We start from the raw sequence: 13,575 nt of genomic DNA on the forward strand, positions 1-13,575 counted from the left end.
GGGGGTGGCGCGCGCACGTCGCACCCCTGGTGACAGGGAGGGCCAGTGGACGGTTCGCATTCGGGGTTTCACGTCGACGACGGCGCGTACACGCGGTATGCGCGTGAGGTCGACCCGCTCGGTGAAGACGTCAAGGGCGCGGCGGACAAGCACGTCGGCCCGCACGTCGGGGTCGGTTTCTCCGACATGGGCTCGGAGTCCGGCCTGACCGGCGCCTACACCGGCCGGATGCGGGCGCTGCAGGAGAAGCTGCACCGCGTCGGCGGCGGCTGGAGCGCGATGGGTGACGCCGCCCGCCAGACCGACCGCAACTACGCCGGCGTCGAGGCCGAGCACAGCGACGTCGTCCGGCGGCTCGGGACGGATCTCACGTGACCGAGCACGCCGACCTGCTCGTCCGGCACGGCCTGGACACCACGAACCAGTTCGCGGACAAGCTGCACCACGACCCGGCCGCCATCAGCGGCGCGCGCGACGGGCACGTCGCGCTGCAGACGTCGATGGGCAAGACCCACGACACCGCGTCGGCGCAGCGCGTCAACCTGACGTCGGCCAGCTCCGGCTCGACGACCGACCGCGCGACGGCGACGTCCAAGAGCCTGGAGCAGGAAGTCCAGGACCTGCTCGACGAGAGCGCCGAGATCGAGCGGGCCGTCGCCGAGGCCGCCGAGACGCTGAACCTGGGCCAGATCAAGAACGACCAGGTCCGCGACCAGATCATCAAGGAGATCTCGGCGTCGATGAAGGCGCTGGCGGCGGTCAAGGGCATCCAGCCGCCGGAGAGCCGCGGCGCCGCGTCGCGCGACATCCTGATGAAGCTGCAGACGAAGATCGGCCAGCTGACCGGCCAGGCCGCGACGTTCAGCGAGCAGACGATCAACCAGCTCACCGACATCGGCACCAAGCTGAGTGGCGGCGAGCAGACGACGTCGGCGAGCAGCGCTTCGCCGACGAAGGTGGCTTCGTCCTTCAACAGCAACAGCGGCTACTCCGGCGGCGGCTCCGATGGCGGGGGCGGCGGCGGTGGGGGAGGCGGCGGTGGCGGCGGCGCCGTGCACAAGCCGCGGCTGCCGGTCGCGGTCCCGCCGCAGCCCGGCACCGGCGTCGGCATCAACCTGCCCGGCGGCAAGACCGTCATGGCGCCCAACGAAACCGCCGCGAAGGCCGTGCGCAACGCGCTTTCGCAGCTGGGCGTGCCGTACGTCTGGGGCGGCACCGCGCGTGGCCAGGGCCTCGACTGCAGTGGCCTGACCATGACGTCGTACCAGGACGCGGGCCTGCAGCTGCCGCGGACGGCGGCGCAGCAGACGGTGGGCGCCGAGGTGCCCTCGATCGACCAGCTGCTGCCCGGTGACCTGGTCGTCTGGTCCGGGCACGTGGCGATGGTGATCGGCGACGGCCAGATGGTCGAGGCCGGCGACCCGGTCCAGATCAGCAAGATCCGCACCACGAACGCGGGACAGTCGTTCATCGGGTTCTACCGGCCGACGGGGTAACTTCGCATCGTGGCTGACTTCGACATGGACCTGGCGGCGGCCCGCGTCTCCGAACAGGCGGACCGGGCAGACGCGGACGCTGCCGCGCGCTTCGAGCGCTCGGGTCCGGTGGTGGGCAAGGCGTCGACCGACTCCATCGAGGTCCAGGTCGCGCCGGGCGGGCTGCTGACCGGCCTGACGATCCACCGGTCCGCGCTGCGGCACGGGTCGGCGGTGCTCGCGGACCAGATCGTCGAGCTGGCCCAGCGCGCGACCCGCCGCGCGGGCGACAAGATGTACCACGCGCTGGCGCCGGTCGTGGACGCGTCACAGCTCGAGGCGCTCGGCTACGAGCCGATCCCGGACGACGACCCGGACGCCGAGTCCGTCTCCTACGGAAGGTGAGCGCGATGCCCACGACGCGTCAGCTGATTTCCCAGGCCCGGGCGCGCGAAGAGGCGCTGGCGAAGGTGGACGAGCTGCTCGCATCGGCGTCCGGCACGGCCCACGACCACGACGGCCAGGTCGAGGCGACGGTCGACGGCCGCGGCAAGCTCCTGCGGCTGTGGCTGGCGCCGTCCGCGGTGAACCTGGGCGAGCGCCTGGGTCCGCTGGTGGTGGAGATCGCCCGGGCAGCCATGCGCGAGGCGACCCAGGACGGCTACAACAAGGTCGCGCTGCTGCTGGGCGAGGACATGACGTTCATGATCGAGCAGATGACGGGCATGCCCGCCCCGGCCCGGGCCGAGGACGACGACCCGGGCATGACGGTCGAGGAGTTCCAGCGGCTGCGGGAGGAACGCCTGGGTTCCGCGCCCGCCGCTCCCGCTGCTCCGGCGCCGGTTTCGAGCGTCGAAGAGGAAGACGCGTACTGGGACACGTTCGACCCGGCTTCGCTGCGTTCGGACCGCTGACCGGCACTGAGCAGCCCCCGTTTTCCACGCTACCGCCGGCCACTGACAGTTTCGGTGGGCTCGGCCAGAGCGCCCCAATGTGGCGTTGGGTGCGTTGGACGCACCGAACGCCACATTGGGTGCGTCAGATGCACCCAACGCCACATTGGGGCGTTTGGGGTCGGGCCAGCTGAGCGGTGAAGCGCAATCCCGCTCAGTGGCAACCGAGTTCGCTCAGAGGTCTGGACCAACGTCGAAAGCCTGTGTCTTAATTCAAGGCGTGAATTTCGGTCTCTCGACGAGGAGGACCCGGATGGGTCTCGGACGCAGACTGGGTATCGGCGCGCTGGCCCTCGGGCTCCTGGTGACGTCGGAAACCCCGGCCCTCGCCGGGAACGGCCCGGCTTACAAGGACTCTTGGCGGCCGGTCAAGGTCCGGGTGGCCGATCTGCTCGGCCGGATGTCGCTCGACGACAAGCTCGGGCAGATGATGCAGGCCGAACGCCTCGGCGTGAAGTCGCCGGCCGACGTCACCACCGGGCGGCTCGGCTCGCTGCTCTCCGGTGGCAGCTCGCAGCCGACACCGAACACGCCCGTCACCTGGGCCGACATGTACGACGGCTTCCAGAAAGCCGCGCTCGCCACCCCGCTCGGCATCCCGCTGATCTACGGCGTCGACGCCGTCCACGGCCACAACGGCGTCTACGGCGCGACCGTCTTCCCGCACAACATCGGCCTCGGCGCGTCCCGCGATCCGCAGCTGGTCCAGAAGATCGGGCGCGCCACCGCGGAAGAGGTCTCCGGCACCGGCATCGACTGGGACTTCGCGCCCTGCCTGTGCGTCGCCCGCGACGACCGCTGGGGCCGCACCTACGAGTCGTTCGGCGAGGTCCCGCAGCTGGCCACCGAGATGTCGACGGTCATCACCGGCCTGCAAGGAAAGGGCCTCGACCAGCCCGGTTCGGTCATGGCCACCGCCAAGCACTACGTCGGCGACGGCGGCACCACCGGCGGCGTCAACGAGGGCAACACCGAGATCAGCGAGCAGGAGCTGCGCGCGATCCACCTGCCGCCGTTCAAGGCCGCCGTCGACCGCGGGGTCGGTTCGGTGATGATCTCCTACAGCAGCTGGAACGGCGTCAAGATGCACGCCGGCTCGTACCTGATCAACGACGTCCTCAAGAAGGAGCTGGGCTTCAAGGGGATCGTCGTCTCGGACTACAACGGCGTCGACAAGATCGACGGCAAGACCGGCTTCACGCCGGAAGAGGTCGAGGCGTCGATCAACGCCGGCATCGACATGGTGATGGTGCCCTACGACTGGCAGAAGTTCATCGACACGCTCCGCACGCTGGTGCAGCAGGGCCGCGTGCCGCTGTCGCGCATCGACGACGCGAACCGCCGCATCCTCACCAAGAAGTTCGAGCTCGGCCTGTTCGAGCACCCGCTGACCGACCGGCGGTTCCTGAAGACCATCGGCAGCAAGGAACACCGCGACCTGGCGCGCCAGGCCGTCCGCGAATCCCAGGTGCTGCTGAAGAACGACCACCACGTGCTGCCGCTTTCCAAGCGGGACAAGATCTTCGTCGCCGGCAAGAGTGCCGACGACATGGGCAACCAGTCCGGCGGCTGGACGGTCGGCTGGCAGGGCACCAGTGGCCCGGTCATCCCCGGCACCACGATCCTCCAGGGCATCAAGAGCAGCTCCTCGAAGGTGACCTACGCCAAGGACGGCACCGGGATCGACCAGAGCTACGACGTGGCCGTCGCCGTCGTGGGAGAAACGCCTTACGCCGAAACGAAGGGCGACCGTCCACAAGGGATGGACCTGGACGACACGGACCTCGCGACGCTGCAGAAGCTGAAGGACTCCGGCGTGCCGACGGTCGTCGTGCTGGTGTCCGGGCGGCCGCTCGACATCGCGGCGCAGGTGGGGGACTGGGCCGGGCTCGTCGAGTCGTGGCTGCCGGGCAGCGAGGGCCAGGGCGTGGCCGACGTCCTCTTCGGCGGCTACAACCCGACCGGGAAGCTGCCGGTGACCTGGATGCGCAGCGCCGGCCAGCAGCCGATCAACGTCGGCGACGGCCAGCCCGCGCTGTTCCCGTTCGGCTACGGCCTCCACTACCCGCGCCATTGGTGATCGGTCCCCGCCCCCACCGGAAGGAACACGTATGCCGTCCAGAACCCGCCGCCCGCTGATCCGGATATTGGCGTTCTTCGCCGTCTTGCTGGGGCTCAGCCTCGGCGGCCCGGCCGCGCCGGTCGCCCACGCCGCGACGCCGTTCAAGGTGCTCGCCTTCTACAGCGGCACCTACGACGCCGCGCACATCAGCTTCGAAAAGGAAGCCAACGTCTGGTTCCCGCAGCAGGCGGCGGCCAACGGCTTCACCTACACCTCGACGACCAACTGGAACCAGCTGACGTCCATCACGCCCGACCAGTACCAGGTGGTCATGTTCCTGGACGACCAGCCGCAGTCGCAGGCGCAGTTCCAGGGCTTCCAGCGGTACATGCAGGCGGGCGGCGGGTTCTACGGCTTCCACGTCACGGCCTACAACGACAGCAGCACGCCGTCGTACGCCAACTGGTTCCACAACGACTTCCTCGGCACCGGCCGGTTCACCACGAACACGTGGGGCCCGACGCCGGAGACGCTGAAGATCGAGAACCGCACCCACCCGTCGACGGTGAACCTGCCGGCGACGATCAAGTCGTCGACGTCCGAGTGGTACGCCTGGCAGAACGACCTGCGCCAGAACAGCAACATCACCATCCTGGCGTCGATGGACCAGTCCACGTTCCCGATCGGCACCGACCCGAGCCAGACCTGGTACAGCGGGTACTACCCGATCTCGTGGACCAACAAGAACTACAAGATGATCTACTCGAACTTCGGCCACAACGCGATGAACTACGACACGAACACCGCGCTGTCCTCGACGTTCGAAAGCGCCGACCAGAACCGCTTCCTGCTCGACGGCCTGAAGTGGCTCGGTGGCGGCGGCACGACCACCCCGCCGCCGGACGGCACGATCGACCCGTCGGCCTGGTACGCCGTGTCGAACAAGGCGAACGGCAAGTGCGTCGACGCGCGGGCCGCGGCCGGCGCCAACGGCACCGTGATCCAGCAGTACACCTGCAACGCCACCACGGCGCAGCAGTTCCAGTTCGCCCCGACCAGCGGCGGGTACGACCGGATCAACAACCGGATCAACCCGGCGCAGGTCATCGACGTCGCCAACGTGGCGACGACCGACAACGCCGGCCTGCAGCTGTGGGCCTACGGCGGCGGCAACAACCAGCAGTGGCAGCCGGTGTCGGAAGGCAGTGGCTACTACCACTTCGCCGTCCGTCACACCGGCAAGTGCCTGACCGTGCCGGGATCGTCCACAGCGGACAGTGTCCAGCTGGTCCAGGCGACCTGCAACGGCAGCGCCGCGCAGTCGTTCAAGGTCGGCTAGAGGGGAAGGTCCGTGAATGCCACATTGAGGGACGTAGTGTCCCTCAATGTGGCATTCACGGCTTTCAGCGCCAGGTCGTCTGGAGGCGGATCACTACGACGGCCAGGGTGAGTAGTGCGACAGCGAGGAGTGCGCCTGCCGAGCGGGTGGCGTCGCGGGCGCCCCACGCCAGGGCGGCGGGGAGGACCGCCAGTGAGGTGAGCAGGTAGGCCACGTGCGTGCCGGGTTCCGCTGGGTGGTGAGTGGACGCCAGGCCTGCGATCGCTTGCGCCAGCAGGGCCAGTTCGATCAGGACGGCCAGCGGGCGCCAGGGTGGCCAGCGGTAGCGGCCCGTCGCGCTCACGACCAGGGCCGTCAGGCCGGACAGCAAGCAGAGCGCCGTCGTGGCGAAGGCCAGGGGCTCGATCACGCCCGGCGCGCTTTGCGGCGACGGCGTTTCGTGCCGAGGCGGAAGAGCCACGTCGAGATGCCCGTGAGCATCAACGCCAAGGGCGCCAGACCGAGGACGACCCAGACGAGCCGCCACCAGCCGTCGACCAGCCAGCCGAAGTGCGCGGCCTCGAACACTTTGCTGTAGAAGCGGTTCGCGGCCGGCTCCGGCGCGGCGTCCACAGAGGACACGTGAGTGACGTCGTGGCTGTCGACGTACACCGTGCGGTCGCCGCCGAAGAACGCGCGGGCGCCGTACGGCTGGTAGCCGTCATCCGCGATCGACACCGAGTAGTAGTCGGTGCCTTCGGACGGCGGCACGAGGTAGCGGACGGTGCCGGGGGACGCGGCCAAAGCGGCCGAAGACGCCTGGTCGATGCCGATCTCCGGCGTGCCGGGCGCGGCCGGGTTCGCCGTGAAGCTGTACTTCGCCTCGTCCGCCGTGGTGCCGCCGGTGATCGCGAGCCACGCGCTTTCCACCGGCGGCAGGTAGAACGCGGCGCCGGTGACGCCCCACATCAGCACGAACGGCACCGACACGAGGCCGATCACGTTGTGCAGGTCGTAGTCGCGGGCGAAGCGGCCCTTGCCGAGCCGGACGCGGAAGCCGTGCGAGAACTTCTTGAAACCCGGCCACCAGACGACGATCCCGGTGATCGCCAGCAGGATCATCAGCAGCCCGAGCACGACCAGGAGCAGCAGTCCCCAGTTCGTCCCGGCCGGCCAGTCGAAGCCGATCGACGGCACCGGCGCGGCCAGCCACGACACGTACCCCGGGTCGTCCTTGCAGGTGAACGCGCAGTCGTGCAGGTTCGTCAGCCAGCCCATGACGCCGTCGTCGAGCTGCTGCGGCCCGGTGATCCGCCCGCTGCCGGGGTCGACGGCGTAGGCGGTGGTGTAGCCGGTGTCGCCGACGGCGATGATCCCGCCGTCGGCGCTGACCCAGGCCGCGGCGAACTCCGGGTGGGCCTGGCGGACCAGGTCACGCGCCTGCTGCAGGCCGAGCGGGCGCGCGCTGCCGGTGTGCGCGTAGAAGTCGCCGTGCGTGGCCCGGAAGTACTCGGCGCGGTAGAGCAGGATGACGCCGGAGGTGGTCTCGAGGACCAGCAGCAGGCCGAGCACGAGCGACGTCCACCGGTGCGTGACGACCAGCGCGCGCCGCACGGGCTTGCGCCGGTACCAGCGCCGGACCGCGCGTCGCGGCGGAACGGTCCTGGTCAGCGTGGGTGCTTCGGCGGTCATGACGTCCTTCTGCTCGGTGAAGATCGAAGTGAGGTTAGCCTTGCTTTACTTCCGTTGTCTTCCGTCCTTCGGTGGATGTGCGGCGAGTCACCGCGCCGCTAACATGAAGCTCCTTCATGAATGGGGGAGCGATGCGGCGCAGTGCGGTCCTCGTGGTCCTGGCGGTGCTCGCGGGTCTCGTCGCGGGGGTGTCCCCCGCGGTGGCTGTCACCCAGCCGTTCTTCTGGGGCGTCGCGACCTCGGGCTACCAAGCCGAGGGTTCGGCGCCCGACAGCAACTGGCGTCGCTACGAGCAGGCGAAGACGTCGTCGATCAAGGAGCCCTACCGCGAGTCCGTCGACTTCCGGCACAACTACGTCGCGGACATCGACCGCGCGAAGCAGCTGGGCGTGAACGTGTTCCGCTTCAGCGTCGAGTGGGCCCGGATCGAACCGCGGCCCGGGCAGGTCGACCAGGGCGAGCTGGCGTACTACGACGACGTCGTCCGGCACGTCCTCGACGCCGGGATGCGGCCGATGATCACCCTCGACCACTGGGTCTACCCCGGCTGGGTCGCCGACCAGGGCGGCTGGGACAGCGACCGCACGGTCGACGCCTGGCTCGTCAACGCCCGCCGCGTCGTCGACCGCTACAAGGGCCTCGGCGCGCTGTGGATCACGATCAACGAGCCGACCGTCTACCTGCAGAACGAGACCGCGAACGGCGGGCTCGCCGGGTGGAAGCTGCCGTGGGCGCAGGCCCGGCTGGTGCGCGTCCACCGCGCCGCGTACGACCTGATCCACCAGCTCGACCCGGGCGCGCTCGTCTCCAGCAACACCGCGTACGTCCCGGCGGTGCAGGGTGTGCTGGACGCGTCGTTCCTGGACCAGGTGCGCGACAAGCTCGACTTCGCCGGCCTGGACTACTACTACGGCGCGAGCCTCGACAACCTCAGCGCGATCCACGCGGCGAGCGGCGAGTTCTGGAAGGTGATGCCGCAGCCGGACGGGATCTACTACGCGCTGCGGTACTACGCGCGGAAGTTCCCGGGGCTGCCGCTCTACGTCGTCGAGAACGGCATGCCGACCGACAACGGCAACGCGCGGCCGGACGGCTACACGCGCTCGGACCACCTGCGCGACCACATCTACTGGGTGCAGCGCGCGAAGGCCGACGGCATGAACGTGATCGGCTACAACTACTGGAGCCTCACGGACAACTACGAGTGGGGCAGCTACCAGCCCCGCTTCGGTCTGTACACAGTGGACGCCGCCACCGATCCGTCGCTGACCCGGCGTCCGACGGACGCGGTCACGACGTACCGGCAGCTGATCGCGGACCACGGCGTCCCGGCGGGCTACACGCCGGTCCGGCCGCCGGGCTTCTGCTCGGTCGTCGACGGCCTGGGCAGCTGCCTCGACCCGGCCCGCTACCCGGGCCCGCTGGCCCAGCTGGGCTGACCTCACCTGTCACTTCAGCCCCAAAAGCCGGAGCTTTCGCTAGGAAAGATGCGGCTTCCGGGCTTGATAAATACATGCCGGTCTGTATGTTTGTTGCATGGCGAACAAGGTGTACGTCGTCGGCGTCGGGATGACGAAGTTCGAGAAGCCGGGCCGGCGTGAGAACTGGGACTACCCGCAGATGGCGAAGGAGTCCGGGACCCACGCGCTGGCGGACGCCGGGCTCGGGTACGACGCCGTCGAGCAGGCCTACGTCGGGTACGTCTACGGCGAGTCGACGTCCGGGCAGCGTGCGGTGTACGAGCTGGGGATGACCGGGATCCCGGTGCTCAACGTCAACAACAACTGCTCCACCGGCTCGACCGCGCTGTACCTGGCCGCGGAGGCGATTCGCGGCGGCCGCGCGGACTGCGTGCTGGCGCTGGGCTTCGAGAAGATGAAGCCGGGTTCGCTCGGGTCGACCTTCGACGACCGCGAACAGCCGATGGGCCACCACATGCAGGCGCTCGCCGAGATCTCCGAGGTGCTGTTCCCGCCCGCGCCGTGGATGTTCGGCGCCGCCGGCCGCGAGCACATGAAGGCGTACGGCACGACCGCCGAGCACTTCGCCAAGATCGGCGAGAAGAACCACCGGCACTCGGTGAACAACCCGTACGCGCAGTTCCAGGACGTCTACTCGCTCGACGACATCCTCGCGTCCCGGATGATCTACGACCCGCTGACCAAGCTGCAGTGCTCGCCGACGTCCGACGGCTCCGGCGCGGCGATCCTCGCGAGCGAGGCCTTCGTCGAGACGAACGGCCTGGCCGAGCGGGCCGTCGAGATCGTCGGGCAGGCCATGACCACCGACTTCCGCAGCACCTTCGACGGCAGCGCGAAGAACATCGTCGGCTACGACATGACGCGCCAAGCCGCGTTGAAGGTGTACGACCAGGCCGGGCTCGGACCCGCCGACTTCCAGGTCATCGAGCTGCACGACTGCTTCTCCGCCAACGAACTCCTGACGTACGAAGCGCTCGGGCTCTGTGAAGAGGGCGAAGGCGGAACGCTCGTCGACGCGGGGGCCACGACGTACGGCGGCAAGTGGGTGGTCAACCCGTCCGGCGGGCTGATCTCCAAGGGCCACCCGCTCGGCGCGACCGGCCTCGCCCAGTGCGCCGAACTGACCTGGCAGCTGCGCGGCGACGCCGGCAACCGGCAGGTCGACGGCGTGCAAGCCGCACTGCAGCACAACATCGGACTCGGTGGCGCCGCCGTCGTCACCGCCTACCAGCGAGCTTAGGAGAAACATGGGTCAGATCACCGCGTCCGTCGAACTGCCCGCCACGCCGGACAAGGTGTGGGCGGAGTTCTCGAACCCGAACAACTTCGAGAAGTGGCTGACCATCCACACCAAGTGGAAGGGCGACGTGCCCGCCGAGTTCGCGCCGGGCGCCCAGGTGTCCGAGGTCGTCACGATGCTCGGCATGGCGAACACGATCACCTGGACCGTCGACGCTTACGAGGCGCCGCACCGGCTGGTCATCTCCGGGACCGGGATGGCCGGGGTGAAGATCCGGTTCTCGCTGTCGGTCGCGGCGGCCGGCCCGGGCTCGGTGGCTTCGATCGACGCCGAGTTCACCGGCCAGATGATCGTCGGCGCGCTCGGCAAGGCCGTCGAGAAGGACGGCAAGAAGAACCTCGACGAGTCCCTCGGCAAGTTCAAGGCCCTGGTCGCATGAAGTTCGACGCCACCGGGCTGGACAAGTGGACCGACCCCGTCTCCTTCGACGTCACGCGCGAACGGCTCGTCGAATACGCCTTGGCGACCAACGACCCGATCCCCGCCCACCGCGCCGGCGACGTCGCGAGCCCGGTGTTCGCGATCGTGCCGGTGTTCCAGTCACTGCTGGAACCGGCGCTGGAAGTGGTGCCGACGTCGCTGTTCGGCAAGGTGCTGCACGGCGAGCAGGACTTCCGGTTCCACCGCCCGATCCGGCCCGGTGACGCGCTGGTGTCGCGGGCCAAGATGACCGGCTACGAGGGGCTGCCGAAGGGGACGCGCGCGACGGTCTACCTCGAGTGCCGTTCCGTTTCCGGCGAACTGGTGAACGAGCAGTACGTGACGTTCTTCGTGCGCGGCTTCGACACCGGTTCGAAGGAAGGTTCGCTCGGACCTTCGCACCGGTTCGACGACTCGTTGCGCTCGCAGTCGCCGGTGGCGAAGGTCAGCCAGCACGTCGACGACGACCAGACGTTCCGCTACGGCCCGGCCGCCGGCGACCCGATGCCGATCCACCTCGACGAGGACGTCGCGCGGGCCGCCGGATTGCCGGGGATCATCGCGCACGGGCTCTGCACCATGGCGTTCACGTCGTGGGCGGTGCTGACCGAGGTCGCCGGGTCCGATGTGGACAGACTGCGGCGGCTGGCCGTGCGGTTCGCGTCGCCGGTCCTGCCCGGGCAGGACCTCTCGACGTCGATCTGGCCGGCGGGTCCTGGTGCTTACGCCTTCGAGACCACCGTAGGGGACAAGGTCGTCGTCAAGGACGGCTTCGCCGAGATCGGAGACCACTGATGGGTGCACTCGACGGGCGCGTCGCGCTGATCACCGGCGCGGGCCGCGGGATCGGACGGGAGCACGCGCTGCTGTTCGCCCGCGAAGGCGCGCGAGTGGTCGTCAACGACCTCGGCGGTGACAACGACGGGAGCGGCGCTTCCGCCGGGCCCGCGTCCGACGTCGTCGCGGAGATCCGCGCGCTGGGCGGGGAGGCGGTGGCCAACACGTCGAGCGTGACGTCGTGGGCGGGCGCGTCGGAGCTGGTCGAGCAGGCGGTCGCGGAGTTCGGCCGGCTCGACGTCGTGGTGAACAACGCGGGCATCCTGCGCGACGCGTTCGTCGCCGGGATCACCGAGCAGCAGTGGGACGACGTCATCGCGGTGCACCTCAAGGGCCACGCGGCGGTGCTGCACCACGCGGCGGCGTACTGGAAAGCGCAGTCGAAGGCGGGTGCGCCGGTCGCGGCGGCGGTGGTCAACACGGCGTCGGCGTCCGGAGTGACGCTGCCGAACGCGGGCCAGGTCAACTACGGCGCGGCGAAGGCGGGCATCGCCGCGATGACGCTGGTGGCGGCGGCCGAGCTGGAGCGCTACGGCGTGCGCGTCAACGCCATCGCCCCGATCGCCCGGACGCGGCTGACGCTGGCGACCCCGGGGATGGGCGCGATCTTCGCGGCACCGGTTGCCGAAGACGAGTTCGACGCGTTCTCGCCGGCGAACATCTCGCCGCTGGTGGCCTATCTGGCGTCTGAAAAGTGCGCTTTGACGGGGAAGGTGTTCGCGGTCCAGGGCGGCGCGATCTCGGAACTGGCGGGCTGGCACGACGTCAAGGTGATCGAGACGGAAGGCCCGTGGGGGATCGACGACATCGCGACGAGGCTGCCGTGATCGAGTGGTCCGAGACGGACCTGCTGGTCCGCGACTCGATCCGCGAGTTCATCGCGAAGGAGATCCGTCCTCAGCTGGACGCGCTCGAGAGCGGTCAGCTGCCGCCGTACGACATCATCCGGAAGCTGTTCAAGGCGTTCGGGCTGGATGTTCTCGCCGCAGAGGCGGTCTCCCGGGTCTTGTCGCCTTCGTCTGCTGGTTCGTCTTCCTCGATGGGCGGTCAGGAGACGCTGGCGCTGATCGCGATCAGCGAGCTGGCCGGGGTGAGCCTGGGCATCGTGGCGTCGCTGGGCGTGTCGCTGGGCCTGACCGCGGCGACGATCCTGTCGAAGGGTTCCCAGGCGCAGAAAGAGCGTTGGCTGCCGGGCTTGGCGACGTTCGAGAAGATCGGCGCGTGGGCGATCACCGAGCCGGATTCCGGCTCGGACGCGTTCGGCGGCATGCGGACGTCCGTGCGGCTCGACGGCGACGAGTACGTCCTGAACGGCCAGAAGACGTTCATCACGAACGGCCCTTTTGCGGATATCGCGGTGGTCTACGCGAAGCTGGACGACGGGTCACCGCCGCGGGACCGGCCGGTGCTCGCCTTCGTGCTGGATCGCGGCATGCCGGGCTTCGTGCAGGGCAAGGCGTTCAAGAAGATGGGCATGATGTCGTCCCCGACGGGCGAACTGTTCTTCGACGACGTCCGCCTCGGCCCCGATCGGCTGCTGTCGTCGTCCGGTTCCGAAGGCGCACGGGAGAGTTTCGCGGCGGAGCGCGTCGGCGTGGCGGCGCTGTCGCTCGGGATCATCAACGAGTGCCAGCGGCTGTGCATCGACTACGCGAAGTCGCGGAAACTGTGGGGTCAGGAGATCGGCCGCTTCCAGCTGATCCAGCTGAAGCTGGCGAAGATGGAGGTGGCGCGGCTGAACGTCCAGAACATGGTGTTCCAGACGGTGGCCAAGCTGCGGGCCGGCAAGCGCCCATCGCTGGCGGAGGCGTCGGCGATGAAGCTGTACTCGTCGGAGGCCGCGACGGAGGTGGCGATGGAAGCGGTGCAGCTGTTCGGCGGCAACGGCTACATGGCGGAGTACCGGGTGGAGCAACTGGCCCGGGACGCGAAGTCGCTGATGATCTACGCGGGGAGCAACGAGATCCAGGTGACCCACATCGCGAAGGCCCTGCTGGCCTAACGGGGTCGTGAGTGAGAAACAGTGTTCTGACACTG

At 69.0% G+C, this 13,575-nt stretch carries 14 protein-coding genes; 12 read left to right on the forward strand and 2 right to left on the reverse strand.

The window, feature by feature from the left end; all coding sequences use genetic code 11:
• The first annotated feature begins 45 nt into the window (after positions 1–45).
• From MUY22_RS19005 to MUY22_RS19030, 6 genes are all read left to right on the forward strand, one after another.
• Positions 46–375, forward strand: a complete 330-nt coding sequence (locus MUY22_RS19005) for a hypothetical protein (protein ID WP_247061346.1) — start codon at positions 46–48, stop codon at positions 373–375.
• A complete protein-coding gene (locus MUY22_RS19010; protein ID WP_247061348.1) occupies positions 372–1,496 on the forward strand; it encodes a C40 family peptidase in 1,125 nt (374 codons plus the stop codon). The genes MUY22_RS19005 and MUY22_RS19010 overlap by 4 nt, the downstream gene beginning before the upstream one ends.
• A 9-nt stretch (positions 1,497–1,505) precedes the next feature.
• Complete coding sequence (locus MUY22_RS19015) at positions 1,506–1,880, forward strand: YbaB/EbfC family DNA-binding protein (RefSeq protein ID WP_247061350.1); 375 nt, start codon at positions 1,506–1,508, stop codon at positions 1,878–1,880.
• Between the two features lie 5 nt (positions 1,881–1,885).
• Positions 1,886–2,389 carry a YbaB/EbfC family nucleoid-associated protein gene (locus tag MUY22_RS19020; protein ID WP_247061352.1) on the forward strand — a complete coding sequence of 168 codons (504 nt, stop codon included), beginning with the start codon at positions 1,886–1,888 and terminating at the stop codon, positions 2,387–2,389.
• A 292-nt stretch (positions 2,390–2,681) separates the two neighbouring features.
• Complete coding sequence (locus tag MUY22_RS19025) at positions 2,682–4,508, forward strand: glycoside hydrolase family 3 N-terminal domain-containing protein (protein WP_247061353.1); 1,827 nt, start codon at positions 2,682–2,684, stop codon at positions 4,506–4,508.
• A gap of 31 nt (positions 4,509–4,539) precedes the next feature.
• Complete coding sequence (locus MUY22_RS19030; protein ID WP_247061355.1) at positions 4,540–5,829, forward strand: ThuA domain-containing protein; 1,290 nt, start codon at positions 4,540–4,542, stop codon at positions 5,827–5,829.
• A gap of 64 nt (positions 5,830–5,893) precedes the next feature.
• On the opposite strand, the gene MUY22_RS19035 is transcribed toward MUY22_RS19030, so the two are convergent.
• Together MUY22_RS19035 and MUY22_RS19040 are read right to left on the reverse strand one after the other, a co-directional pair.
• Complete coding sequence (locus tag MUY22_RS19035; RefSeq protein ID WP_247061356.1) at positions 5,894–6,238, reverse strand: hypothetical protein; 345 nt, start codon at positions 6,236–6,238, stop codon at positions 5,894–5,896.
• Positions 6,235–7,500, reverse strand: coding sequence for a PepSY domain-containing protein (locus MUY22_RS19040; RefSeq protein WP_247061357.1), 1,266 nt, complete (start codon positions 7,498–7,500; stop codon positions 6,235–6,237). The genes MUY22_RS19035 and MUY22_RS19040 overlap by 4 nt, the downstream gene beginning before the upstream one ends.
• Before the next feature lie 131 nt (positions 7,501–7,631).
• Here MUY22_RS19040 and MUY22_RS19045 point away from each other — a divergent pair, with 131 nt between their 5' ends.
• The 6 genes from MUY22_RS19045 (at position 7,632) to MUY22_RS19070 (ending at position 13,540) form a co-directional block, all read left to right on the forward strand.
• Positions 7,632–8,939 carry a family 1 glycosylhydrolase gene (locus MUY22_RS19045; protein WP_247061358.1) on the forward strand — a complete coding sequence of 436 codons (1,308 nt, stop codon included), beginning with the start codon at positions 7,632–7,634 and terminating at the stop codon, positions 8,937–8,939.
• Positions 8,940–9,036: 97 nt separating this feature from the next.
• Positions 9,037–10,221 (forward strand): lipid-transfer protein, encoded by a 1,185-nt coding sequence (locus MUY22_RS19050; RefSeq protein WP_247061359.1) that lies wholly within the window; start codon positions 9,037–9,039, stop codon positions 10,219–10,221.
• A gap of 7 nt (positions 10,222–10,228) precedes the next feature.
• Positions 10,229–10,660, forward strand: coding sequence for an SRPBCC family protein (locus tag MUY22_RS19055; RefSeq protein WP_247061360.1), 432 nt, complete (start codon positions 10,229–10,231; stop codon positions 10,658–10,660).
• Complete coding sequence (locus MUY22_RS19060) at positions 10,657–11,496, forward strand: MaoC/PaaZ C-terminal domain-containing protein (protein WP_247061361.1); 840 nt, start codon at positions 10,657–10,659, stop codon at positions 11,494–11,496. Before MUY22_RS19055 ends, MUY22_RS19060 begins: the two co-directional genes overlap by 4 nt.
• Complete coding sequence (locus MUY22_RS19065) at positions 11,496–12,365, forward strand: SDR family oxidoreductase (protein WP_247061362.1); 870 nt, start codon at positions 11,496–11,498, stop codon at positions 12,363–12,365. The genes MUY22_RS19060 and MUY22_RS19065 overlap by 1 nt, the downstream gene beginning before the upstream one ends.
• Positions 12,362–13,540 carry an acyl-CoA dehydrogenase family protein gene (locus MUY22_RS19070; protein WP_247061364.1) on the forward strand — a complete coding sequence of 393 codons (1,179 nt, stop codon included), beginning with the start codon at positions 12,362–12,364 and terminating at the stop codon, positions 13,538–13,540. The genes MUY22_RS19065 and MUY22_RS19070 overlap by 4 nt, the downstream gene beginning before the upstream one ends.
• Positions 13,541–13,575 lie beyond the last annotated feature (35 nt).

The sequence above is a fragment of the Amycolatopsis sp. WQ 127309 genome (genome assembly GCF_023023025.1).
GTDB lineage: Bacteria > Actinomycetota > Actinomycetes > Mycobacteriales > Pseudonocardiaceae > Amycolatopsis.

Bases quoted from the DNA above. Each gene is read 5' to 3' on its own strand.
- MUY22_RS19020 (WP_247061352.1), top strand. From the start codon at position 1,886: ATGCCCACGACGCGTCAGCTGATTTCCCAGGCCCGGGCGCGCGAAGAG.
- MUY22_RS19025 (WP_247061353.1), top strand. From the start codon at position 2,682: ATGGGTCTCGGACGCAGACTGGGTATCGGCGCGCTGGCCCTCGGGCTC.
- MUY22_RS19030 (WP_247061355.1), top strand. From the start codon at position 4,540: ATGCCGTCCAGAACCCGCCGCCCGCTGATCCGGATATTGGCGTTCTTC.
- MUY22_RS19040 (WP_247061357.1), bottom strand. From the start codon at position 7,500: ATGACCGCCGAAGCACCCACGCTGACCAGGACCGTTCCGCCGCGACGC.
- MUY22_RS19045 (WP_247061358.1), top strand. From the start codon at position 7,632: ATGCGGCGCAGTGCGGTCCTCGTGGTCCTGGCGGTGCTCGCGGGTCTC.
- MUY22_RS19050 (WP_247061359.1), top strand. From the start codon at position 9,037: ATGGCGAACAAGGTGTACGTCGTCGGCGTCGGGATGACGAAGTTCGAG.
- MUY22_RS19055 (WP_247061360.1), top strand. From the start codon at position 10,229: ATGGGTCAGATCACCGCGTCCGTCGAACTGCCCGCCACGCCGGACAAG.
- MUY22_RS19060 (WP_247061361.1), top strand. From the start codon at position 10,657: ATGAAGTTCGACGCCACCGGGCTGGACAAGTGGACCGACCCCGTCTCC.
- MUY22_RS19065 (WP_247061362.1), top strand. From the start codon at position 11,496: ATGGGTGCACTCGACGGGCGCGTCGCGCTGATCACCGGCGCGGGCCGC.